General features: G+C 63.7%; 22 protein-coding genes. 12 read left to right on the top strand and 10 right to left on the bottom strand.

Annotated elements, in window-relative coordinates; genetic code table 11:
• The first annotated feature begins 80 nt into the window (after nt 1-80).
• Entirely contained in the window at nt 81-752 is a 672-nt protein-coding gene (locus DUPY_RS15135) for a glutathione S-transferase family protein (protein WP_070249208.1), read from the top strand.
• Nucleotides 753-763: 11 nt separating this feature from the next.
• Here DUPY_RS15135 and DUPY_RS15130 read toward each other — a convergent pair whose 3' ends face one another.
• Both DUPY_RS15130 and DUPY_RS15125 read right to left on the bottom strand, forming a co-directional pair.
• Nucleotides 764-1,159, bottom strand: coding sequence for a type II toxin-antitoxin system VapC family toxin (locus tag DUPY_RS15130; RefSeq protein ID WP_070249207.1), 396 nt, complete (start codon nt 1,157-1,159; stop codon nt 764-766).
• Nucleotides 1,156-1,431 (bottom strand): hypothetical protein, encoded by a 276-nt coding sequence (locus DUPY_RS15125; protein ID WP_141749550.1) that lies wholly within the window; start codon nt 1,429-1,431, stop codon nt 1,156-1,158. The genes DUPY_RS15130 and DUPY_RS15125 overlap by 4 nt, the downstream gene beginning before the upstream one ends.
• 122 nt (nt 1,432-1,553) lie before the next feature.
• On the opposite strand from DUPY_RS15125, the gene DUPY_RS15120 reads away from it, so the two are divergent.
• Nucleotides 1,554-2,330 carry a 5'-3' exonuclease gene (locus DUPY_RS15120; protein ID WP_070249205.1) on the top strand — a complete coding sequence of 259 codons (777 nt, stop codon included), beginning with the start codon at nt 1,554-1,556 and terminating at the stop codon, nt 2,328-2,330.
• A 1-nt stretch (nt 2,331) separates the two neighbouring features.
• Complete coding sequence (locus tag DUPY_RS15115) at nt 2,332-2,778, top strand: response regulator (RefSeq protein ID WP_070249204.1); 447 nt, start codon at nt 2,332-2,334, stop codon at nt 2,776-2,778.
• On the opposite strand, the gene mnmA is transcribed toward DUPY_RS15115, so the two are convergent.
• Nucleotides 2,779-3,894: a tRNA 2-thiouridine(34) synthase MnmA gene (gene mnmA, locus DUPY_RS15110; protein WP_070249203.1), complete on the bottom strand. Its 1,116-nt coding sequence runs from the start codon at nt 3,892-3,894 to the stop codon at nt 2,779-2,781.
• A 16-nt stretch (nt 3,895-3,910) separates the two neighbouring features.
• Nucleotides 3,911-4,408, bottom strand: a complete 498-nt coding sequence (locus DUPY_RS15105; RefSeq protein WP_070249202.1) for an NUDIX hydrolase — start codon at nt 4,406-4,408, stop codon at nt 3,911-3,913.
• A gap of 223 nt (nt 4,409-4,631) precedes the next feature.
• Between DUPY_RS15105 and DUPY_RS15100 the strand changes: the two genes are divergently transcribed.
• The 3 genes from DUPY_RS15100 to DUPY_RS15090 are packed head-to-tail and all read left to right on the top strand — an operon-like array spanning nt 4,632 to nt 7,538.
• Complete coding sequence (locus tag DUPY_RS15100; RefSeq protein WP_070249201.1) at nt 4,632-5,744, top strand: Re/Si-specific NAD(P)(+) transhydrogenase subunit alpha; 1,113 nt, start codon at nt 4,632-4,634, stop codon at nt 5,742-5,744.
• Between the two features lie 13 nt (nt 5,745-5,757).
• On the top strand, nt 5,758-6,072 hold the full coding sequence (locus DUPY_RS15095) for an NAD(P) transhydrogenase subunit alpha part 2 (RefSeq protein WP_070249200.1): 315 nt from the start codon (nt 5,758-5,760) through the stop codon (nt 6,070-6,072).
• Complete coding sequence (locus DUPY_RS15090; protein ID WP_070249199.1) at nt 6,069-7,538, top strand: NAD(P)(+) transhydrogenase (Re/Si-specific) subunit beta; 1,470 nt, start codon at nt 6,069-6,071, stop codon at nt 7,536-7,538. The genes DUPY_RS15095 and DUPY_RS15090 overlap by 4 nt, the downstream gene beginning before the upstream one ends.
• Before the next feature lie 13 nt (nt 7,539-7,551).
• Here the strand turns inward: DUPY_RS15090 and DUPY_RS15085 are convergent, their stop codons facing one another.
• Genes DUPY_RS15085 through DUPY_RS15070 form a run of 4 tightly spaced genes read right to left on the bottom strand, consistent with a single transcriptional unit; the run spans nt 7,552 to nt 11,774 of the window.
• On the bottom strand, nt 7,552-8,736 hold the full coding sequence (locus tag DUPY_RS15085) for a UbiH/UbiF/VisC/COQ6 family ubiquinone biosynthesis hydroxylase (RefSeq protein ID WP_070249198.1): 1,185 nt from the start codon (nt 8,734-8,736) through the stop codon (nt 7,552-7,554).
• The gene (locus DUPY_RS15080) at nt 8,733-9,971 is read right to left on the bottom strand and encodes an aminopeptidase P N-terminal domain-containing protein (protein ID WP_070249197.1); all 1,239 of its coding nucleotides are present in this window, start codon (nt 9,969-9,971) and stop codon (nt 8,733-8,735) included. The genes DUPY_RS15085 and DUPY_RS15080 overlap by 4 nt, the downstream gene beginning before the upstream one ends.
• Nucleotides 9,972-9,973: 2 nt before the next feature.
• A complete protein-coding gene (murU, locus tag DUPY_RS15075) occupies nt 9,974-10,720 on the bottom strand; it encodes an N-acetylmuramate alpha-1-phosphate uridylyltransferase MurU (protein ID WP_070249196.1) in 747 nt (248 codons plus the stop codon).
• 10 nt (nt 10,721-10,730) lie between these two features.
• The gene (locus tag DUPY_RS15070; RefSeq protein WP_070249195.1) at nt 10,731-11,774 is read right to left on the bottom strand and encodes an aminoglycoside phosphotransferase family protein; all 1,044 of its coding nucleotides are present in this window, start codon (nt 11,772-11,774) and stop codon (nt 10,731-10,733) included.
• Between the two features lie 99 nt (nt 11,775-11,873).
• On the opposite strand from DUPY_RS15070, the gene DUPY_RS15065 reads away from it, so the two are divergent.
• The 4 genes from DUPY_RS15065 (at nt 11,874) to rsmA (ending at nt 17,684) form a co-directional block, all read left to right on the top strand.
• Nucleotides 11,874-14,147 carry an LPS-assembly protein LptD gene (locus DUPY_RS15065; RefSeq protein ID WP_070249194.1) on the top strand — a complete coding sequence of 758 codons (2,274 nt, stop codon included), beginning with the start codon at nt 11,874-11,876 and terminating at the stop codon, nt 14,145-14,147.
• 145 nt (nt 14,148-14,292) lie between these two features.
• Entirely contained in the window at nt 14,293-15,738 is a 1,446-nt protein-coding gene (locus tag DUPY_RS15060) for a peptidylprolyl isomerase (protein WP_084640734.1), read from the top strand.
• Nucleotides 15,739-15,800: 62 nt separating this feature from the next.
• Nucleotides 15,801-16,895, top strand: coding sequence for a 4-hydroxythreonine-4-phosphate dehydrogenase PdxA (gene pdxA / locus DUPY_RS15055; RefSeq protein WP_070249289.1), 1,095 nt, complete (start codon nt 15,801-15,803; stop codon nt 16,893-16,895).
• Between the two features lie 12 nt (nt 16,896-16,907).
• Complete coding sequence (gene rsmA / locus DUPY_RS15050; protein ID WP_070249192.1) at nt 16,908-17,684, top strand: 16S rRNA (adenine(1518)-N(6)/adenine(1519)-N(6))-dimethyltransferase RsmA; 777 nt, start codon at nt 16,908-16,910, stop codon at nt 17,682-17,684.
• Nucleotides 17,685-17,885: 201 nt separating this feature from the next.
• Here rsmA and DUPY_RS15045 read toward each other — a convergent pair whose 3' ends face one another.
• Together DUPY_RS15045 and DUPY_RS15040 are read right to left on the bottom strand one after the other, a co-directional pair.
• Complete coding sequence (locus DUPY_RS15045) at nt 17,886-18,521, bottom strand: hypothetical protein (protein ID WP_070249191.1); 636 nt, start codon at nt 18,519-18,521, stop codon at nt 17,886-17,888.
• A gap of 34 nt (nt 18,522-18,555) precedes the next feature.
• The gene (locus DUPY_RS15040) at nt 18,556-19,161 is read right to left on the bottom strand and encodes a hypothetical protein (protein ID WP_070249190.1); all 606 of its coding nucleotides are present in this window, start codon (nt 19,159-19,161) and stop codon (nt 18,556-18,558) included.
• A 227-nt stretch (nt 19,162-19,388) separates the two neighbouring features.
• Here DUPY_RS15040 and DUPY_RS15035 point away from each other — a divergent pair, with 227 nt between their 5' ends.
• Together DUPY_RS15035 and hrcA are read left to right on the top strand one after the other, a co-directional pair.
• Complete coding sequence (locus DUPY_RS15035; RefSeq protein WP_070249189.1) at nt 19,389-20,123, top strand: HAD family hydrolase; 735 nt, start codon at nt 19,389-19,391, stop codon at nt 20,121-20,123.
• Between the two features lie 11 nt (nt 20,124-20,134).
• Nucleotides 20,135-21,151: a heat-inducible transcriptional repressor HrcA gene (hrcA, locus tag DUPY_RS15030; RefSeq protein ID WP_208600052.1), complete on the top strand. Its 1,017-nt coding sequence runs from the start codon at nt 20,135-20,137 to the stop codon at nt 21,149-21,151.
• Nucleotides 21,152-21,197: the final 46 nt, after the last annotated feature.

Here is a 21,197-nt window from a genome sequence, read left to right as displayed (position 1 = left end):
TCCATCGGGTAGCGGCGCCTGGCAGCCAACAATGCTAAGCTGGGAAATCGCGGCACCGCCGTTCTTTCCCAGGATTCCAGATGATCGTCGTTCACCACCTTAACAACTCGCGCTCGCAGCGCGTGCTCTGGCTGCTCGAAGAGCTGGGCCTCGATTACGAGATCGTGCGCTACCAGCGCGACGCCAAGACCATGCTGGCGCCGCCAGAGCTGCGCGCCATCCACCCGCTGGGCAAGTCGCCAGTGATCGTCGATAACGGCATCGTGGTGGCCGAATCGGGCGCCATCGTCGAATACCTGATCGACACCTACGGCAACGGCCGCCTGATCCCGCCGGCCGGCACCGAAGACCGCCGCCGCTGGACCTATTTCCTGCACTATGCCGAAGGCTCGGCCATGGCGCCGCTGTTGATGAAGCTGGTGTTCGACCGGGTGGAAACCAGCCCGGCGCCATTTTTCGTCAAGCCGATCATGCGCGGCATCGCCCGCAAGGTCAAAGGCAGCTACCTGGAACCGCAAATCGCCACCCACCTCGACTACCTCGAAGCCGAGCTGGCCAGGTCGCCATGGTTCGCCGGCCCCGAATTCACCGCCACCGACATCCAGATGAGCTTCCCCCTGGAAGCGGCCGCCGCCCGAGCCGGCCTCGACAGCAGCCGCCCCCGCTTGATGAGTTTCCTCGAACGCATCCATGCGCGGCCGGCATACAAACGGGCGATCGAGCGTGGTGGCGAGTATGCGTTGCTGAAGTAACCTGGGTGGCGCTACCAGATGGTTTGCACGTGAGGGTAGGCGCGGATTTTTTGATCGACGGTAACGAGCGGAATATTCATCGTGATTGCCGTGGCCACGATGATGCGATCGGCGGGATCCTGATGAAAGCCGGCAGGGAGCTCAACTGATGCGACGGCGATGTTGGTATCGACCGGGACGGAAAAAGTGCAGTCGAGCGCTTCGATCACGCCGATCCACTTTGCCGCCGCGCATGACAATTTCAGGCGGTTACGCTTGACCAGCAGCGCAATTTCCCAGAATGAAAATGAGGAGACGGCAATCATGCCAACCTTTTCCTCATTCGCTATGGCTGCTTGCGCGCGCGGCGATAACCTGGCACTGGCCTCGCGCCACCAGATCAAGGCATGCGTATCGAGCAAAATCATTTGAACGGTGCATAGCCATCAGCTTCGATCGGAGAGACGATATCTCCTTCATACACAACTGAGCCCTTGAGCGCATCGCTCCGTTGTACGGGACCCAGGTCGTGATATTTGAGTTCCATCCGGACGCGCCGTCCCTCGATGATCAGCAAGGTGCCGCCGTTTTCCATGACGCGGCGATGAAGCTCCGGGGCAAGCCGGTCGAATTCCTCGATCGACATTGTTTCGTAGCTGGAGGCCTTCCATAGCGGCGCATTGTCGTCAGCTGCGTTCATGATCAACTCCGGTCATTGATTACATTGATCTTACGCCAAATGTAGAGGAGTTCAAGCAAGCGCCACCGCACCCCGCTCGGGTAGAATGGCGGCTTGACCAAGTAGCCCGGACGATTTTTAACATGGGTAGACTCCTTGCCATCGACGGCCTCAATATCGTGCGCCGTGTCTATGAAGCCAGCCCCGAACCCGACAGCCCCGAGAAGGCCGAGATCGCGCTGCGCCACGCCTTTTCTTCATTGCGTAACCTGATCAACGATCACCAGCCCTCCCACGTGCTGCCTGCATTCGACTTTGGCGGCCGGACCTGGCGCCACGACCTGTTTGGCGGCTACCGCGAGGGCAGGGCGCCAATGCCCGAGCCGCTGCGCGCTGCGCTGCCGGCGTTTTACGACAAGCTGCGCGGCATCGGCATGCACGTGGTGTGCGTGCCCGAAGTGGAGGCCGACGACGTGATCGGCACCGTGGTGCTGCGCTGGCTGGCGGACAGCCGCGGCGACGCCACCGTCGCCAGTACCGACAAGGACTTGCACGGCCTGATCGCCCACGGCGCCCGCGTGTGGGACCACTTCAAGGGCGAATGGCACGACCATGCCTGGGTCGAACGCAAGTGGGGCGTGCCCCCCGAGCAACTGCCCGACCTGCTGGCGCTGATGGGCGATGTCACCGACTCGATACCGGGCGTGTCGAAGGTCGGCGTGAAAACTGCAGCCCGGCTGTTGCGTACTTACGGCACTCTCGACGCCATCATGGCCGGCGCCGGCATTCTTAAAGATTCTCTGGGTGAAACTTTACGAAAAGAACGTGAAATGCTGTATCTTTCTCGACAGTTGGTGGCGCTGAAAACCGACGTAAAGGTAGGCGTCACCTGGAATATGCTGGCCTGGGAGCAGTTTTAAGATGTTAAAAGCGATAATTATCGATTCGAGCGCGGTCGCGCGTGGCCTGCTCAATACGGTGTTGCTGGACGGCGGTTACGACGTGGCGGGCCAGGGCCATACCTGTGCGGCCGGCGTGGCCCTGATGATCAAGCACAATCCGCACATCGTGTGCATCGCGCTGGAACAGGTTGAAAGCGACCTCGACGGCATGCGCGAGATCAAGAGCAAGTGGCCCAAGGCGCTGATCTTCATGGTCTCCAGCCAGCTCGACGCGGCCACCATCCAGTCCGCGCACGCGATGGGCGTCAACGGCTTCATCGTCAAGCCTTTCAAAGCCGACACGGTACTCAATACGATACGCAACGTGGTGATCGCGATGGTCAAGCGCCAGCGCGCGGCGATGGCTGCCAGCGCGCCGGCAGCCGATGCGCCGAAACCGGAAGACGGCAGCGACGCTGCCCCATAACTACGACGTGGTGGAGCTGTCGATGATGCCGCCGCCCAGGCACACGTCGCCGTCATAGAGCACGACCGACTGTCCCGGCGTCACCGCCCACTGGGCTTCCATGAAGCGCAACGCAAAGTCCGAGTCGCCTTCGGGCGCCGCATCGTAGTCCAACGTGCACGCCACGTCGGCCTGGCGATAGCGGGTCTTGGCCGACAGCGCGCGCGGGGAGGGCGCTTCGCTGGCGATCCAGCTGGCCTGGTCGGCGCGCAGCGTGGACGACAGCAGCCACGGATGGTCGTGGCCCTGCACGATGTACAGCGTGTTTTCAGCCACGTCCTTGCGCGCCACGTACCAGGCGTCGCTGCTGCCGTCGGGGTTCTTGTACGCCTTCATGCCGCCGACGCCGATGCCCTTGCGCTGGCCCAGCGTGTAGAACGACAGGCCGACGTGCTCGCCCACGACCTTGCCGTCCGGGGTTTTCATCGGGCCCGGCTTGTATGACAGGTAGCGGTTCAAGAATTCTCGGAACGGGCGTTCGCCGATAAAGCAGATGCCGGTCGAATCCTTCTTGGCGGCGTTGGGCAGCGCCAGTTTTTCGGCGATCTGGCGCACTTCGGTTTTCGGGATTTCGCCGAGCGGGAACAGGGTGCGCGACAACTGCGACTGGTTCAGCCGGTGCAGGAAGTAGCTCTGGTCCTTGGTGTGGTCGACGGCCTTGAGCAGTTCGAATTTTTCGCCGTTCTGGCGCACGCGCGCGTAGTGGCCGGTGGCGATCAGGTCCGCGCCCAGGTGCATGGCGTGGTCGAGAAACGCCTTGAACTTGATCTCGGCGTTGCACAGCACGTCGGGATTGGGCGTGCGGCCGGCCTGGTATTCGCGCAGGAAGTCGGCGAACACGCGGTCCTTGTATTCGGCGGCGAAGTTGACCGCCTCGATGTCCACGCCGATCACGTCGGCCACGCTGGCCGCGTCGATCCAGTCCTGGCGCGTGGAGCAGTATTCGGAATCGTCGTCGTCTTCCCAGTTCTTCATGAACAGGCCCACCACGTCGTAGCCCTGCTCCTTGAGCATCCACGCCGCGACCGAGGAATCGACCCCGCCCGACATACCGATCACGACTTTTTTCTTGCTCATTGCGTCTATCCTTGGTTTAACCGACTGCAGTGCTGATTGCCTCTTTATAGACCGAAGCGTGGGTCTGTATCAATGCCAGCGGGGCGCGGATGCCGGCCAGGTATTCGTCCACGCATTGCAGCACGGTGGGGCTGCGGTGACGGTCGGCGCAGGCGGCCAGTTCGTCGCGCGTGAGCCACATGGTGCGCAGGATGCCTTCGTCGAGCGGGCGGTCGTGCTGGACGCCCGGTACACCGCAGAAGGTAAAGCGCAGGTACGTCACTTCCTCGCCGGTGCGGTTGGAGGTGTAGCGCGACATATACATGCCCACCAGCGCGGTGGGCGTGAAGTCGTACGCGGTTTCCTCCAGCGTCTCGCGGATCACGGCCTGTTCCAGCGATTCGTAGGGGTCCAGATGGCCGGCAGGCTGGTTGATGCGGATGCCGTCGCTGGTCTCTTCTTCGATCAGCAGGAACTTGCCGTCTTTTTCGACGATGGCGGCAACAGTCACAGAGGGTTTCCAGATACGCGGCATGAGTCATCCTTGAAAAGAGCCGACATTTTAGCCTGTTCTGGCAGCGTTGGTTTGAAACCCCTGTGCTTAAAACCAGCGTTTGCTTTGAACTTACGCAACATTTCATGGGATAAACAACGCCAGATAGCCACTTTTGCTCAAAAAACCATGTTAGATTGGGTAGTCAGTTTATTAATCATTGCGGGTGGCGCAGTAGGTTTTCGACATCCGCCAAGGGGGCACCATGAGAATAGGCATACCGGCCGAGACAAGGCCGGGGGAGACCCGGGTAGCGGCGACGCCCGAAACCATCAAGAAGTTATCTGCGAAACATCAATTGATCATGCAGGCCGGCGCCGGACTGGCCGCCTCGATCACCGACGACGCCTACGCGGCGGCCGGCGCCACCATCGGCAACGCGGCCGAGGCCTTTGGTGCCGACGTGGTGCTCAAGGTACGCGCGCCGTCCGACGACGAGCGCGCGCTGATCAAGCCCGGCACGGTCGTCATCGGCATGCTCAATCCTTTTGACTCCGCCAACAACGTCGCCATGGCCACCGCCGGCCTGCGTGCGCTGGCGCTGGAGGCCGTGCCGCGCATCACCCGTGCGCAGTCGATGGACGTGCTGTCCTCGCAAGCCAATATCGCCGGCTACAAGGCCGTCATGATTGCCGCCAATACCTACCAGCGCTTCATGCCGATGCTGATGACGGCGGCCGGCACGGTCAAGGCGGCGCGCGTGCTGATCATGGGCGTGGGCGTGGCCGGTTTGCAGGCGATTGCCACCGCCAAGCGCCTGGGCGCGGTGATCGAGGCGTCCGACGTGCGACCGCCGGTCAAGGAGCAGGTGGAGTCGCTGGGCGCCAAGTTCATCGACGTGCCGTTCCTCACCGACGAGGAGCGCGAAATCGCCAAGGGCGTGGGCGGTTATGCCCGCCCGATGCCGCCGGACTGGATGGCGCGCCAGTCGGCGCTGGTCCACGAACGGGCCAAGCTGGCCGACATCATCATCACCACCGCGCTCATTCCCGGCCGCCCGGCGCCGGTGCTGATCTCCGAGGAGACGGTCAAGGCGATGAAACCCGGCTCGGTCATCGTCGACCTGGCGGTGTCGCAAGGCGGCAACTGCCCGCTGTCGGAACTCAACAAAACGGTGATCAAGCACGGCGTGCACATCGTCGGCGAGCCCGACCTCGCCACGCTGGTGGCGGCGGACGCCTCGGCGCTGTACGCGCGCAATGTGCTCGACTTCCTCAAGCTGATCATCGACAAGGACGAGCAACTGGTCATCGACCGCGAGGACGACATCATCAAGGCCACGCTGCTGTGCGCGGACGGCCAACTGTTACGACAATAAGAGGGGACCCGCCATGGAAGTGAGCCACACCATCATCAACCTGATCATCTTCGTGCTGGCCATCTATGTCGGCTACCACGTGGTCTGGACCGTGACGCCGGCGCTGCATACGCCGCTCATGGCCGTTACCAACGCCGTCTCGGCGATCATCATCGTCGGCGCCATGCTGGCCGCCGCGCTCACCGAAGGACTGGTTGGGCAAATCGCCGGCACGGTGGCCGTGGCGCTGGCAGCGGTCAACGTGTTCGGCGGTTTCCTGGTCACCCAGCGCATGCTCGAGATGTTCCGTAAAAAGGAACCCAAGGCCAAGAAGGGAGACCAGCCATGAGCTTCATCACCATGAACCTGGTGACGATGATGTACCTGGTCGCCTCGGTGTGCTTCATCCAGGCACTCAAAGGGTTGTCGTCGCCGGCCACTGCACGCTCGGGTAACGCCTTCGGCATGGCCGGCATGGCCATCGCCTTCATTACCACCGTGGCGCTGATCCTCAAGCTGCGCGAGGAGGCGTTGCAGGCGGGCCTCAACGGTGGCATGGGACTGGCGCTGGTCGCGGTGGGCGTGGTGGTGGGCGGCGCGATTGGCGCCATCCTGGCCAAAAAGGTCGAGATGACCAAGATGCCGGAACTGGTTGCGGCCATGCACTCGCTGATAGGCCTGGCTGCCGTGTGCATCGCGGTGGCAGCCGTGTCCGAGCCGCACGCGTTCGGCATTGCCGCCACCGGCGAGCCGCTGCCGTTCGGTAACCGCATCGAGCTGTTCATCGGTACCTTCGTGGGAGCCATCACGTTCTCGGGCTCGGTGATCGCGTTCGGCAAGCTGTCGGGCAAATACAAGTTCCGGCTGTTCCAGGGGGCGCCGGTCAGCTTTCCCGGCCAGCACATGCTCAACTTGGCGCTGGCGATCTTGATGGTGGGCCTGGGGCTGGCGTTCTGCCTGGCCGACGGCGTGGCGCCTGCCTGGACGCCGTTTTTGATCATGACCGCGATCGCCTTTGTGCTCGGGGTGCTGATCATCATTCCGATCGGCGGCGCCGACATGCCGGTGGTGGTATCGATGCTGAACTCCTACTCCGGCTGGGCGGCGGCCGGCATCGGCTTCTCGCTCAATAACGCCATGCTGATCATCGCCGGCTCGCTGGTCGGATCGTCCGGCGCGATCCTGTCGTACATCATGTGCAAGGCCATGAACCGTTCGTTCTTCAACGTGATCCTGGGCGGCTTTGGCGGCGCCCCGGCCGACGCCACCGCCGGCGGCGCCAAGGAGCAGCGGCCGGTCAAATCCGGTTCGGCCGACGATGCCGCGTTCATCATGGCCAACGCCGAGAGCGTGATCATCGTGCCCGGCTACGGCCTGGCCGTGGCGCGCGCCCAGCACTCGCTCAAGGAACTGGTGGAGAAACTGACCCACAAGGGCGTGACGGTGAAATACGCGATCCACCCGGTGGCCGGGCGCATGCCGGGCCACATGAACGTGCTGCTGGCCGAAGCCGAGGTGCCGTACGACCAGGTGTTCGAGATGGAGGACATCAACGGCGAATTCGGCCAGGCCGACGTGGCGCTGATCCTGGGCGCCAATGACGTGGTCAATCCGGCCGCCAAGGATCCGGGGTCGCCGATTGCCGGCATGCCGATTTTGGAGGCGTATAAAGCCAAGAGCATCATCGTCAACAAGCGGTCGATGGCGTCCGGATATGCGGGGCTCGACAATGAGCTGTTTTACCAGGCCAATACCATGATGGTGTTTGGCGACGCCAAGAAGGTGATCGAGGACATGGTGAAGGCGGTCGAGTAAAGCGGTGGGATAACTAGCGCCGGCCGTACATCATCAACTCGGCCAGCACGCTGCGCGCCGGTCCGACCACGTCGATCGCCGCCAGCGACAATCCCAGCAGCGCCTGCGCCGGCGAGTTGTTGGCGAACACGCGGGCCATGGTGTCGGTCAGGCGCACCGTGGTGCTGCGGTCCTGCTGGCGCGCGGCGGTAAATTGCGCCAGCATCTGCGGCGTGGCGCCTTGTGCCAGCAGGCGCGCCAGCACCGTCACGTCGCGCAGGCCCAGGTTCAAGCCCTGGCCAGCCACCGGGTGCAGTGTCTGCGCGGCGTTGCCGATGGCGACGGTGCGCGCGGTGGCACGCGCATCGGCGTTCAGGCCCAGCGGGAAACCGAGGCGCGGTGAGGCATAGGTAAACCGGCCTACGCGGTCGCCGAACGCCTCGCCCAGTTGCGCCAAAAATGCCTGATCGTCCAGCGCCAGCAACTGCTCGGCGCGCGCCGGGCGCACGCACCACACCATCGAGTATTCGCCAAGCTGGGCTTCGCCCTGCGGCAGCAGCGCCAGCGGGCCTTCGTCGGTGAAGCGCTCGTAGGCGCGGTGTGGCTGCGGGCGGTTGCTGCGCACCTGCGCGATGATCGCGGTCTGGCCGTAGTCGCGGCGCCGGGCGCGGTCCTGCTGTTCGTTGAACAGGCCACCTTCGGCCTGCACCACCACGCCTGCGTGCAGCGCGCGCGCCGCGCCGGTGGCCAGGTCGGTAATGGTGAGCACTACTTGGTTATCGAGTTCGTCGAGCGCAGCCACCCGCGCCGGGCGCTGGGTGGCAATGCCGGCCGCATTCACCACGTTGCCGAGCGCCTTGACGATGTCGCCGTAGCGCGTGACGTAGCCCAGCGCCGGCACGCCCTGCTCGGCGCTGGTGATCATGCTGCGGCCGAACTGGCCACGGCGCGAGACGTGAATTTCGTTGATCGCCGTGCCGGCCACCGGCCAGGCGCCGATGTCTTCGAGGATTTGCCGGCTGCCCCACGACAGCGCCAGCGAGCGCGGGTCGGCGCTGGACTGGGCCAGCGTCTTGGCATCGATCAGGGCGATGCGGTGGGCGGGAATGCCGCGCTTGGCCAGCAGGGCGGCGAGCGCCATGCCGGCCGGGCCGGCGCCGCAGATGGCCACATCGCAGGACAGGGTAACTGGTGGGGGCGGGGTGTCTTGGTCGGTCATTGCATCAGCTTTTCGATGTCAGCCACGGACTTGGGCGCGGCTGCGCTCAATATCGTATGGCCGGTGGCGGTGACCAGCACATCGTCTTCGATGCGTATGCCGGTGTTCCAGTATTGTTCGGGCACGCCGGGCGCGGGGCGTACGTAGATGCCCGGCTCCACCGTCAGCACCATGCCCGCCTGCAGCGCGCGTGAGGGCTGGGGCTGGTCGGCGGCCTGCGCGTTTCCCGTGTGACGATACGCGCCCACGTCGTGCACATCGAGGCCCAGCCAGTGGCCGGTGCCGTGCATGTAGAACTGCAGGTGACGCTTGTCGGCGATGACGTCGGCGGCGCTGCCACAGGTATTTTGATCGAGCAGGCCCAGGTCCAGCATGCCCTGCGCCAGCACGTCCAGCGCTGCGGCGTGGATGCCGGCATACGGCCGGCCCGGCACCACGGCGTCCAGCGCGGCACCTTGCGCAGCCAGCACCAGTTGGTACAGCTGGCGCTGCGGCGCGGTAAAGCGGCCGCTGACGGGCCAGGTGCGGGTGATGTCGGAGGCGTAGCCATCGAGCTCGCAGCCGGCGTCGATCAGTACCAGGTCGCCGTCGCGGGCGAGGGCGTTGTTGGCGCTGTAGTGCAGCACGCAGGCGTTGGCGCCCGCAGCCACAATCGGCGGATACGCCTGGCCCTGGGCGCCGTGGCGGCGGAATTCGTACAGCAGTTCCGCCTCGATTTCGTACTCGTGCAGGCCGGCGCGCGCGTGCTGCATCGCCCGGACGTGGGCCAGCGCCGAGATGGTGGCGGCGCGCTGCATGGTGGCTTGCTCGACATCGTCCTTCACCAGGCGCATCTCGGCCAGCAGCGGCAGCAGGTCAATCCCGGACGGTGCGTGGTCGCGTAACCGCACCAGGGAACTATCGAGGTCTTCGATCGGGTAGGCCTCATCGAAGCCAAAGGCGGCACGCGCAGCCTGCGGCCCATGGCGCAAGCCATCCCAGATTTCACGGTCAGGATTTTTGGCGCGGCAGAACAGGATGCTGCGTGCCGGTTTGTCACCGCGCGCGGCAACCAGCACCAGCGCGCTTTCCGGCTCGGTGAAACCGGTCAGGTAGTAAAACGCGCTGTCGTAGCGATAAGGGTAGTGGCTGTCGCCGTTGCGCGCCACCTCGGGCGCCGTGTGCAGCACCGCCACCGCGCCGGGCGGCAGCTGCGCCAGCAGGCGTGTCCGCCGGTTTGCGCAAGCAGCCACCATCGTCACTGCGCAGCCTTGGGGCCGGGTGCCAACGGGTGGGCAAGTGCGGCCCTCGGCGCATTGAGCAACTCGAGCTGCTGCACCGTGCCCAGGTTGTGCCACTCACCCTCGTACACCTCGCCGCCGACGAGTTTTTTGTCGATGAATTCACGCAGCAAGGGGCCCAGCTTGGCGCGCGTGCCGGGCGTGATGGTGTCGAACATCTCGGGCCGGTACACGCCGATATTGCCGAAGGTGAATTTCGGCGCGCCGTCGTTATTGAGCGTGTACATCGACAGGCCGAAGTCGCCTTCCGGGTGGAAGTCGGGGTTCGGCACCAGGTACAACCAGCAGATGTCGCGCTGGTCGGCCGGATAGGGGTTGCCCCACATGTCCTCGTCGTGCAGCACGTCCTTGACCTGTTCGAAGTCGAAGTGCGGACAATAGATGTCGCCCGAAATCGCCACGAACGGTGCATCGCCGAGCAGGTGGCGGGCGTTGGCGATGCCGCCGGCCGTCTCCAGCGCGGTCTCTTCGCGCGAGTACAGCAGTTTTGCGCCGTACCTGCTGCCGTCGCCCAGCGTTTGCTCGATCTGGTCGCCCAGGTGAGCGTGGTTGATCACGATTTCCGTGATGCCGGCGCGCACCAGAGCGAGGATGTGCCAGACGATCAGCGGGCGGCCGCGCACCTTGAGCAGCGGCTTGGGGCAGGTGTCCGTCAACGGACGCATGCGCTCGCCGCGTCCGGCGGCAAAGATCATGGCTTTCATCAGCCCGGCCTCAGAAAGTGTAGCCGACTTGCGGCTGCACGTCTTCCAGCAGGTCGAGCAGGCGCACCAGCGGTTTCAGGTCGCGGTAGCGGCCGGCGGTCTTGCGCACGTAGTCCATCACGGTGGGCAGGTCGGCCAGGTACTGGTCCTTGCCGTCGCGGTAGTGCAGGCGGCAGAAGATGCCGAGGATCTTCAGGTGACGCTGCAGGCCCATGTACTCGAAGTCCTGGTAGAAGCTGTCGATGTCCTTGTTGACCGGCAGACCGGCCGACTTGGCGTGCTGCCAGTAGCGGATGGCCCAGTCCAGCACCAGCTCTTCGTCCCACTGCACGTAGGCGTCGCGCAGCAGCGAGACGACATCGTAGGTGATCGGGCCGTACAGCGCATCCTGGAAGTCCAGCACGCCGGGGTTGCCGGCGTCGATCTGCATCAGGTTGCGCGAATGGAAATCGCGGTGCACATACACCTGCTGCTGAGCCGTGACGTTGGCCAGGATGGCGTCGAACACGGACTTCAGTTCGGCCTGCTGCTTGTCGTTGAGCGTGGCCTTCAGGTGGCGGCCCAGGTACCACTCGGTGAAGATGCCCAGCTCGCGCTCCATGAAGGCGCGGTCGTACTCGGGCAGCACGTCCGGCTCGCTGGTGAGCTGGAACTTGACCAGCGCTTCGAGTGCATCGGCGTACATGGCCGAGGCGTTGTCGTGGTCGAGCACCTGCAGGTACGTGGTGTTGCCGAGGTCGGACATCAGCATGAAGCCGCGTTCGTAGTCGGTGGCGACGATGCGCGGCACGGAGACGCCGGCATGGGTGAGCATTTCGTCAACTTTAACGAAGCCCAGCACGTTTTCGCGCTCGGGCGGGGCGTCCATCACGATCAGGGTGGCGCCCAGGCTGGCCTGGTGCTCGGGTAAAACGTTGACACGGAAATAACGGCGGAAGCTGGCATCGCTTGATGCCGGGCGCGCGGAGGCGGCATCGACGACGTTGAGGGTGGCCAGCCAGGCGGTAAGTGCCTCGAGACGAAGGTCGGGAGTTAAATTCTGTAATAAAGACATGAAGCGAGCGGTTGAAACCGGCGTTGAGGATAGATTCCCATATAATAAGGGATTAATTTCAAATCGCCCGGTGTTTCCACCCTTCTTTTCATGAGTTGCATGCGCTGGCTTCTGCCCCCCACACCCTCGCACCGCTGGGCCTCTGCCCTGACTGCCATCGTCACTGTTTCCGCAGTGCCTACTTACGCCCAGGCTCAAGCCCAGGTTCAGCCTGCCGTGCCGGGCAAGCAGCGCGTGCCGCGGGTGGAGGATGTCAACGCCCCCACCATCGTCAAGGCCGAGGAAATCAATGGCCGCCCTGAGCGTGAACTGAACCTCGTGCGCGACGCCGAAATCGTCAAGGACCAGACCAAGGTGCAATCGGACTCGGCCTGCTTCCGCCAGGTGGAGAATGAAGTGGAAGCCGATGGCAACGTCAAGATCTGGCGTTTCGGCGACTATTTCACCGGCGACCAGCTCAAGCTGAACATGGACAGCGGCAAGGGCTATATGCTCAACCCGACCTACAAGATGGAGGCCAACAATGCGCAGGGCAAGGCCGAGCGCATCAACTTCATCAACGCCGACGAAGCACAAGTTGTCAACGGCACCTACAGCACCTGCCAGGGGGACGATCCCGACTGGTATTTGCGTTCGAGCACGCTCAACCTGGACAACGGGCGCGACGTCGGCACCGCCGGCCATACCGTGATTTACTTCAAGGACATACCGATCCTGGGCACGCCGGCACTGTCGTTCTCGCTGTCGGGCGCGCGCCGTTCGGGCTGGCTGTCGCCCACGCCGGGCTTCGGCTCCAAGGGTGAGGCCGAGTTGCTGGTGCCGTACTATGTCAATATCGCACCGAACCGCGACCTGACCCTGTACCCGAAAGTGATCCTGCGCCGCGGCCTGCAAATGGGCGCCAAGGGCCGCTACATGGGCGAAACCGATGGCGGCCTGTACGCCGGGGAAACCTACCTCGAATACCTGCCGCACGATAAAAAATACGTGCCGGTCGACCCGGGCGACTCCACCGACCGCTGGACCATCAAGTCGGTGCACAAGCAGGCCTTGTCGGAAGACTGGTCGTATGGCTGGAATGTCCGCGCTTCGTCGGATAACAATTATCCCAACGATTTCTCCAAGTCGGTATCGAGCTCGACCGAGCGGCAACTGTTGCGCGAGCTGCGCACCGACTACCACGGCGACTTCTGGACCCTGACTGCGCGCGTGCAGAAGTACCAGGTGCTGCAAGATCCGGAAGCGGGCATCGATCCGTCGCTGTTCGTCTCGCGGCCGTACGACCGCCTGCCGGCGATCAACTTCCACGCCGCGCAGTACGACGTGATGGGCGGCTTCGACTGGGCCTTCGACAGCGAACTCACGCGCTTCCACCATCCGACCCTGCTCAATGGCACGCGCCTGGTGGGCATACCGCAGATCAGCTACCCGATCATCGGACCCAGCTATTTCATCACCCCCAAAGTGATGCTCAACGCGGCCAGCTACCAGCTCGACAACCAGGCCGGCGGCGGTTCGCAAAACCTGTCGCGTGCGATTCCCACGGTGTCGATCGATTCGGGCCTGGTGTTCGAGCGCGACGCCAAGTTCCTCGGCAAGGAAATGACCCAGACCCTGGAGCCGCGCCTGTTCTACGTGCGCACGCCGTACCGCGACCAGACCCGGTTCCCCACCTTCGACACCGACGCGGCCACGTTCAACTTCAGCCAGATTTTCAGCGAAAACCGCTTCGTCGGCTCCGACCGTATCGGCGACGCCAACCAGCTGACCGCCGCGCTGGTGTCGCGCTTCCTCGACAGCTCGGGCGCCGAGCAGCTGCGCCTGTCGTTCGGCCAGCGCTTCTACTTCGAAGACCAGCGCGTGCAGCTCGATTCGTCCACGCCGGTGGTCGATGCCCACTCCGATATCCTGCTCGCCGCCAGCGGCCGCATTTCCGAGCACTGGACCTTCGACAGCGCGGTGCAATACAATCCGAGCCTGAGCCAGGTGTCGTCGCAAAGCTATACGTTCCAGTGGACGCCGGCGCAAAAGAAAGTGCTCAACCTCGGCTACCGCTACCTGCGCAACAGCTTCAAGAATATCGAGCTGTCGAGCCAGTGGCCGCTGTTCAAGCGCTGGTACGGCGTGGGCCGCGTCAGCTATTCGGCCCAGGACAAGAAGATCCTCGAAAGCCTGATCGGCCTCGAGTACAGCCATGACTGCTGGGTGTTCCGCATGGGCGCGCAGCGCTTCGTGACCACCTCGACCAAGGCGTCCACGCCGATCTTCTTCCAGCTCGAACTCAACGGCCTGTCGCACCTGGGCGTGGGCAGTCCGCTCGATGCCATGAAGAACAGCATTCCCGGTTACCAGCGCCTGAACGAGGGCAGATAAAGTTCAACTTAAGCAGATGTAACAAAGCGCACGGTATGATGCGCTTTGCGATATTTTCCAGCAAGGCACGCGGCGTAGCTTGTTTGCGCCGCGTGATTTTTACTACCTGACTCATGAGCGTTCCCCCATGCGTAATGCGTACCAAATGAAAGTCCTCGCCGTCTTGCTGTGCAGCGTAGCCCTGAGCGGTTGCAGCCTGTTCTCGAAAAAGCCCCAACCGGCGCCAGCCGTCCCGGCCGCATCGGCAGCCGCTGCCGCGCCCGTCGCCAAGCCGGCCGCCAAGCCGGTGGCCAAGGCCGACGGTTCCGGCTTCGTGCCGCCTGGTTCGTCGAGCAACGTGGCCATCGATTCGATCGTGGTGGTGGTCAACGACGACGTCATCACCCGCCGTGAACTGAACAACCGCATCAAGACCGTGACCGCCCGCATGAAGCAGCAGAACGTGCAGATGCCGCCGGCCGTCGATCTCGAGCGCCAGCTGCTCGAGCGCATGATCGTCGAACGCGCGCAAATGCAACTGGCCAGGGAAATGGGCGTGCGCGTGGACGACAACCAGCTCGACCGCGCCATCGCCCGGATCGCCGAGGCGCAAAAAGCCACGGTGCAAGACCTGCGCAACCAGATGGAGAAGGACGGTACGCCGTTCGCCGCGTTCCGCGAAGAGATCCGCGAAGAAATCATCATGCAGCGCCTGCGCGAGCACGAGGTCGATGCCAAGATCCAGATTTCCGATGCCGAAGTGGACAGCTACCTGGCCGCCCAGAAGGCTGCTGCCGCCCAGCAGTACGAGATCAACATCTCGCAAATCATGGTGCGCATCCCGGACAACGCCACCGCCGAGGTGATCGCCCAGCGCCGCGCGCGCGCCGAAGAAGTGATGCGCCAGCTGCGCACCGGCGCCGACTTCGCCAAGACCGCCGCCACCTATTCCGACGCCAGCGATGCATTGCAGGGCGGCGCGGTGGGCTGGCGCCAGCCCGAGCGGCTGCCGCCGGTGTTTGCTGAAGCGCTGTCCAAGCTCACCCCGGGCCAGGTCACGCCGATCATCAAGAGCGTGGGCGCGTTCCACATCCTCAAAGCCGTCGATCGCCGCAGCGTGGCCGAAGCGCAAGCGGCCGCCGTCGTGCAGCAAACCCATGCGCGCCACATCCTGATCAAGGTCACGCCCACCATGAGCGCGGCCGACGCCAAGCGCAAGCTGGCCGAACTCAAGGAGCGCCTGGTCAACAAGGGTGCCACCTTCGAGGAACTGGCGCGCCTGTTCTCCAACGACAGCTCGGCCGCCAAGGGCGGCGACATCGGCTGGCTCTACCCGGGCGACCTGACGCCGGAATTCGAGTCGGCCATGAACGGCCTGAAAATCGGCGAAATCAGCGACCCGGTGGAAACCAGCTTCGGTGTGCACCTGATCGAAGTGCTCGAACGTAAATCGGACGACGCCTCCAAGGAACGCGAGCGCAACATGGCCCGCCAGGCCCTGCGCGACCAGAAGCTGGAAGAAGCGACCGAGAGCTGGCAGCGCGAAGTGCGCGACCGCGCCTTCGTCGAGTTCCGCAACGAAGACGGCACCGTCGCCACCGCGCCAAAGTAATCATTCAACCAGGAGCATCCGTGAGCGCACATGCGAACACCGCGCATACTGCGCACACCGGCCTGCCGCCTTCCACCTTGCCACGGCGCAGCCGTCCGGCGCTTGCCGTGACGGTGGGCGAACCGGCCGGCATCGGCCCCGAGATCGCGCTGCGCGCCGCCTGGGCGCGGCGGCACGAAGTCAACTGCGTGCTGCTCGGCGACGCCGCCTTCCTGGCCATGACGGCCGCCGCCATCGACCCGGAGATCCGCGTTTCTGCGCTATCCCTGATGGCAGTGCGCAACGGCGGTCTGCCGCACTTCGGCCCCGAGCGCATCAGCGTGATCGACGTGCCACTGGGCGCCCACGTGGTGCCAGGCACCCTGAACCGCGATAACGGCCGCGCCGTGCTGGCCACACTGGACGCCGCCATCGAGGGCGTCAAGGCCGGCTGGTTCGAGGCCGTGGTCACCGCGCCGCTGCAAAAAAGCACGATCAACGACGCCGGCGTGGCGTTTTCCGGCCATACCGAATACTTTGCCGAGCGCACCGGCACCGACCAAGTGGTAATGATGCTGGCCGGGCCGATGCCGGCCGCCTTCAGTCAACCTGGGCAAGCCGGGCAGCAGTTCCGGGTGGCGCTGGCCACTACCCACCTGGCCTTGAAGGATGTGCCGGCCGCGCTGAACCAGGACGGCCTGGGCCGCATCCTCGACATCATCGACCGTGACTTGAAGACCAAGTTCGGCATCGCCGCGCCGCGCATCCTGGTGTGCGGCCTGAATCCGCACGCGGGCGAGGGTGGCTACCTGGGCCGCGAGGAAATCGATACCATCACCCCGGCGCTGGACGCGGCGCGCGCACGCGGCATCGACGCCCTGGGCCCGTACCCGGCCGACACCCTGTTCCAGCCCAAGTACCTGCAGGACGCCGACTGCGTGCTGGCCATGTACCACGACCAGGGCCTGCCGGTGCTCAAGTTCGCCACCTTCGGCCATGGCATCAACATCACGCTGGGCCTGCCGTTGATCCGCACCTCCGTCGATCACGGCACCGCGCTCGACCTGGCCGCGCGCGGCCTCGGCCACGCCGACTGCGGCAGCATGGACGCCGCCATCACCGCTGCGCTCGGCATGGCCGATGCGGTGCGCCATGCCCGCCCCCACACTTCGACTTAAAGATAGAACAATATGAAACACGTAGCCCGCAAACGCTTTGGCCAGAATTTCCTGCACGACAAATACGTCTTGGAAGACATCACCTCGGCCATCGGCCCGGCGCCGGACGATACCATGGTCGAGATCGGCCCCGGCCTGGCGGCCATGACCAAGGGACTGCTGCGCACGCTCAAGCACATGCACGTGGTGGAACTGGACCGCGACCTGGTCGCCCGGCTGGAGAAGGATTTTCCGCGCGAACAGCTGACCATCCACGCCGGCGACGCCCTGAAATTCGATTTCGGCGCGATTCCCGTACCGGCCGGCAAAAAGCTGCGCATCGTCGGCAACCTGCCGTACAACATCTCGAGCCCGCTGCTGTTCCACCTGGCGGAGTTTGCCAGCGTGGTCGAAGACCAGCACTTCATGCTGCAAAAAGAGGTGGTAGAGCGCATGGTGGCCGAGCCGGGCTGCAAGACCTTCGGCCGTTTGTCGGTGATGCTGCAATGGCGTTACGACATGAAGCTGCTGTTCGTGGTGCCGCCGGAAGCGTTCGATCCGCCGCCGAAGGTGGAGTCGGCCATCGTGCGCATGATCCCGGTCGCCGAGCAACTGCGGTGCGACGGTGAGACCCTGGAAGCGGTGGTGCAAAAAGCGTTCTCGCAACGCCGCAAGGTGATCCGCAACTGCCTGGCTGGCATGTTTACCGAAGAACAGATCATCGCCGCCGGCATCGATCCTACCCACCGCCCGGAAGTGGTGGGCCTGGCGCAGTACGTGGCGCTGGCCAATATCCTCAAGCCGGTTTAACACCACAGGCAAAAAAAAAGCCCGCTCAGGGAGCGGGCTAAATCCAATTCCTTTGCAAGAAGTGGAGGAGACAAGTGCAGTATGCTGCGTCGCGGCATATCATGCTACTTTATTTTTCACATATCCAACATCATCAATGTGAATGTCACCTCTTCCATGCCGGCACAGCCGGTTTGGCTGTGCCGTTCAATGCATTGTTACTCAGGCCGGTGGGGCGCAGGTAAGCACCAGGTTGGTGACCGATGCGCCACGGATCACGCCACTCGGGTTCGTCAAGGTGCACACCAGGTTTTTAGGCTGTGTCAGGATACTGATGCTGTACACCTGTCCGTTGGTGAGGCTCGCAGCGGCGAAGTCACCGCTGGTGGCGGTGGCGCTGCTCAGCTGTACCTGAGTGCCGCTGCCGTTGATCAGTGTGACGGTGTTAGGGACCGGCGCCGAGGGGGCCGTCGGCGTTGCCACGGTATTCTCGACCGACACCAGTCCCGAGTACTTGCCGCCCACCGTGAACGCCGTTGGCGTGCAGCTGATCCCTGCGGCGATCGTGACCGTGTAACCGGCGGTGCCCTTGGGGCCCAGCACCTCGCAGGTGAAGAATTCGGGCTGTTGGGTGATCGTGATGTTGTACTCCGAGCCGTAGTCGATCTGCTGGGGGAAGGCGAACGAGGTGGCGCCCTTGGGCACGGTCAGCGTATTGCCGCCGTTCGAGATGACCAGGCCATCCACGGTCAGGCCTGACACCGAACCTTGCACCGTGTATTGGGCTTTGCCGCCACAGGCGGTGAGCAGGCTGGCCAGGGTCAGCGCGACCAGCGCGCCCACGTACGAAAATTTCATGTAGTTCTCCGGATTTTAAATGGTTGCGTGCCGACTATTGGCCGCTGGACGTGTTGCCGCACGAGACCGTCACTGCATCAAGGCGATCGCCACCAGTGATGTTGCCGGTGCTGGTAGCGGCCGGGATCGTGCAGGTCTGTCCGGTTGGCTGGCTCAGCACGCTGATGCCGTAGTTGGAGCCATCCCCCACCGTGCGTGGGAAGACGAAGGAGGTTGCACCGCGGGGTACGGCTATCGTGTCCGAGCCGTTGGCTACCACCAAACCATCGGCTGTCAGGCCAGCGACCTTGCCGCCCAGCGTGCGGGGGGTGTTGGTGCAGGTGATCACGACAGAATAGGCATTGTAGACATTGGCCTTGCCCTGGTTGTTGGTCGCGACGCAATTGGCATTGGCCGGCTGGTTTTTGATCTGTACGTCGAAGTTGTCGTCAACCGATACCTGGCGTGTGAAGTTGAAGTTGACGGCGCCGGTCGCCACGTCCAAGGTTTCGCCGTTGCCGTTGTTAATCAGTTGTAAGCCGGTCTTGGTATAACCGTTGATGCTGCCGGCAATTTGCAGGCTGCCATCGCTGCCGCCGCAGGCGCTCAGGATGGCGCCGCACAGCAGCGCCAGGCTCGAGCGCAGAGTCGTATTTTTCATCAGATCTTTCTCCAAAACGAATAGGGGCCGGCAGCTTGCACAACGGTGGCACGCGGGCCGCACGGGTGCAGCATCTTACACGGGTTTGGACGGTATTTTAGTGCATTTGGTAACAGCGGTCGCCGCCACGGATGTAACAGCGTGTTAGTGCCGCTTGCGGCTCTCGGTGCGATCGGTGCGATCAGTGCGACAATAGCGGCTTCCCCCCTATACATAACGCTGCCATGATGAACCACCGTCCCCCGCAAGCCCTGCTGTTCGACCTCGACGACACCCTGTGGCCGATCGGCCCGGTGATCGCTGCGGCCGAACTGGGCTGGCATGCCTGGCTGGCCGAGCGCGCGCCGGTGGTGACCGACAAATATACGGTAGAGCAATTGCGCGCGCTGCGCATGGCGCTGCTCGAACGCCAGCCCGACATGGTGGCTGACCTGTACAAATTGCGCCGCGCCGCGCTCGAAGCCGTGTTTCTCGAAACCGGCGCCGATAGTACCCATATCGACGGCGCCATGGCCCACTTCCATACCCTGCGCAACGCCGTCACCATGTTCGACGACGTGCTGCCCGTGCTGGAAGAGCTGCGCACCATGCTGCGCCTGGGCGTGATCACCAACGGCAACGCCGACCTTGAAGTCATCGGCCTGCACCACCACTTTGAAGTGGCGCTGGCCTCGCACAGCTTCGGCCGCGCCAAGCCGGCCCCCGAGATTTTCCTGGCTGCCTGCACGGCGCTGGGCGTGGCGCCCGAGCACGCTATCTACGTGGGCGACGACTTGCGGCTCGACGTGCAGGGGGCGCAGGCAGTGGGCATGCGCGCGGTGTGGATCAACCGCAGCGGCAGCAGCGCCCATCTCGAGGCCGGCATCGTGCCGGACGCCATCTGCGCCAGTTTCGACGAACTGCTGGTGTGGGTGAAGGCGCAGATGCGGCATAATGAAGATCAAGAACCCAAGGGACACTGAAGATAATCACCATGCAACTCGACACCCGCGCCCAAACCCTGCTCAAAGCCCTGGTCGAACGCTATATTGCGGACGGCCAGCCGGTGGGCTCGCGCGCCCTGTCCAAGATCTCCGGCCTCGACCTGTCGCCGGCCACCATTCGCAACATCATGGCCGACCTGGAAGACCTCGGCTACGTGGCCAGTCCGCACACGTCGGCCGGGCGCGTGCCCACGCCGCGCGGCTACCGCATCTTTGTCGATACCTTGCTCACCGTGCAACCGTTCGACGAGCAGTCGGTGGAGTCGCGCATGCGCCTGCAGGCGCCGCAGCCGCAAAAAATGATTTCCAATGCCGCGCAGATGTTGTCGTCGCTGTCGCAGTTTGCCGGCGTGGTGCTCAGCCCGCGCCGCGAATCGGTGTTCCAGCAGATCGAATTCTTGCGCCTGGGCGAAAAACGCATCTTGCTGGTCATCGTCGGCCCGACCGGCGACGTCCAGAACCGCATGCTGCTCACCGATGTCGATTACAGTCCGTCGCAGCTGGTGCAGTCGGCCAATTACATCAACCAGAACTACGGCGGCCTGTCGCTCGACGAAGTGCACCGTCGCCTGGCGGGCGAAGTACGCCAGTTGCGCGACGATATGAGCCGGCTGATGCAGGTGGCGGTGGAAGCGGGCAGCGAAGCGATGGCCGACGACAAGGACGACATGGTGATTTCGGGCGAGCGCAACCTGCTCTCGGTCAGCGACCTGTCGAGCAATATGTCGTCGCTGCGGCAGATGTTCGACATGTTCGAGCAAAAGACCGGCTTGCTGCAGCTGCTCGACATGTCGAGCAAGGCCAGCGGCGTGCAGATTTATATCGGCGGCGAATCGAGCCTGGTACCGATGGACGAAATGAGCGTGGTGACCGCGCCGTACACGGCCAATGGCAAGATCGTCGGTACGCTGGGAGTGATCGGCCCCACCCGCATGGCGTACGAGCGGGTGATACCGATCGTGGATATTACGGCCAAGCTGTTATCGAACGCGCTGAGCCATAGTTAAGGTTTTGAAAACCGTAGCGAGCGGTCTGATATCGTCTCGAGTAGCG

The sequence above is a fragment of the Duganella phyllosphaerae genome (assembly GCF_001758785.1).
Taxonomy (GTDB): domain Bacteria; phylum Pseudomonadota; class Gammaproteobacteria; order Burkholderiales; family Burkholderiaceae_D; genus Rugamonas; species Rugamonas phyllosphaerae.
This window is presented reverse-complemented; position numbering and strand designations above follow the sequence as displayed.

Bases quoted from the DNA above. Each gene is read 5' to 3' on its own strand.
- DUPY_RS15135 (WP_070249208.1), top strand. From the start codon at position 81: ATGATCGTCGTTCACCACCTTAACAACTCGCGCTCGCAGCGCGTGCTC.
- DUPY_RS15130 (WP_070249207.1), bottom strand. From the start codon at position 1,159: ATGATTTTGCTCGATACGCATGCCTTGATCTGGTGGCGCGAGGCCAGT.
- DUPY_RS15125 (WP_141749550.1), bottom strand. From the start codon at position 1,431: ATGAACGCAGCTGACGACAATGCGCCGCTATGGAAGGCCTCCAGCTAC.
- DUPY_RS15120 (WP_070249205.1), top strand. From the start codon at position 1,554: ATGGGTAGACTCCTTGCCATCGACGGCCTCAATATCGTGCGCCGTGTC.
- DUPY_RS15115 (WP_070249204.1), top strand. From the start codon at position 2,332: ATGTTAAAAGCGATAATTATCGATTCGAGCGCGGTCGCGCGTGGCCTG.
- mnmA (WP_070249203.1), bottom strand. From the start codon at position 3,894: ATGAGCAAGAAAAAAGTCGTGATCGGTATGTCGGGCGGGGTCGATTCC.
- DUPY_RS15105 (WP_070249202.1), bottom strand. From the start codon at position 4,408: ATGCCGCGTATCTGGAAACCCTCTGTGACTGTTGCCGCCATCGTCGAA.
- DUPY_RS15100 (WP_070249201.1), top strand. From the start codon at position 4,632: ATGAGAATAGGCATACCGGCCGAGACAAGGCCGGGGGAGACCCGGGTA.
- DUPY_RS15095 (WP_070249200.1), top strand. From the start codon at position 5,758: ATGGAAGTGAGCCACACCATCATCAACCTGATCATCTTCGTGCTGGCC.
- DUPY_RS15090 (WP_070249199.1), top strand. From the start codon at position 6,069: ATGAGCTTCATCACCATGAACCTGGTGACGATGATGTACCTGGTCGCC.
- DUPY_RS15085 (WP_070249198.1), bottom strand. From the start codon at position 8,736: ATGACCGACCAAGACACCCCGCCCCCACCAGTTACCCTGTCCTGCGAT.
- DUPY_RS15080 (WP_070249197.1), bottom strand. From the start codon at position 9,971: ATGGTGGCTGCTTGCGCAAACCGGCGGACACGCCTGCTGGCGCAGCTG.
- murU (WP_070249196.1), bottom strand. From the start codon at position 10,720: ATGAAAGCCATGATCTTTGCCGCCGGACGCGGCGAGCGCATGCGTCCG.
- DUPY_RS15070 (WP_070249195.1), bottom strand. From the start codon at position 11,774: ATGTCTTTATTACAGAATTTAACTCCCGACCTTCGTCTCGAGGCACTT.
- DUPY_RS15065 (WP_070249194.1), top strand. From the start codon at position 11,874: ATGCGCTGGCTTCTGCCCCCCACACCCTCGCACCGCTGGGCCTCTGCC.
- DUPY_RS15060 (WP_084640734.1), top strand. From the start codon at position 14,293: ATGAAAGTCCTCGCCGTCTTGCTGTGCAGCGTAGCCCTGAGCGGTTGC.
- rsmA (WP_070249192.1), top strand. From the start codon at position 16,908: ATGAAACACGTAGCCCGCAAACGCTTTGGCCAGAATTTCCTGCACGAC.
- DUPY_RS15045 (WP_070249191.1), bottom strand. From the start codon at position 18,521: ATGAAATTTTCGTACGTGGGCGCGCTGGTCGCGCTGACCCTGGCCAGC.
- DUPY_RS15040 (WP_070249190.1), bottom strand. From the start codon at position 19,161: ATGAAAAATACGACTCTGCGCTCGAGCCTGGCGCTGCTGTGCGGCGCC.
- DUPY_RS15035 (WP_070249189.1), top strand. From the start codon at position 19,389: ATGAACCACCGTCCCCCGCAAGCCCTGCTGTTCGACCTCGACGACACC.
- hrcA (WP_208600052.1), top strand. From the start codon at position 20,135: ATGCAACTCGACACCCGCGCCCAAACCCTGCTCAAAGCCCTGGTCGAA.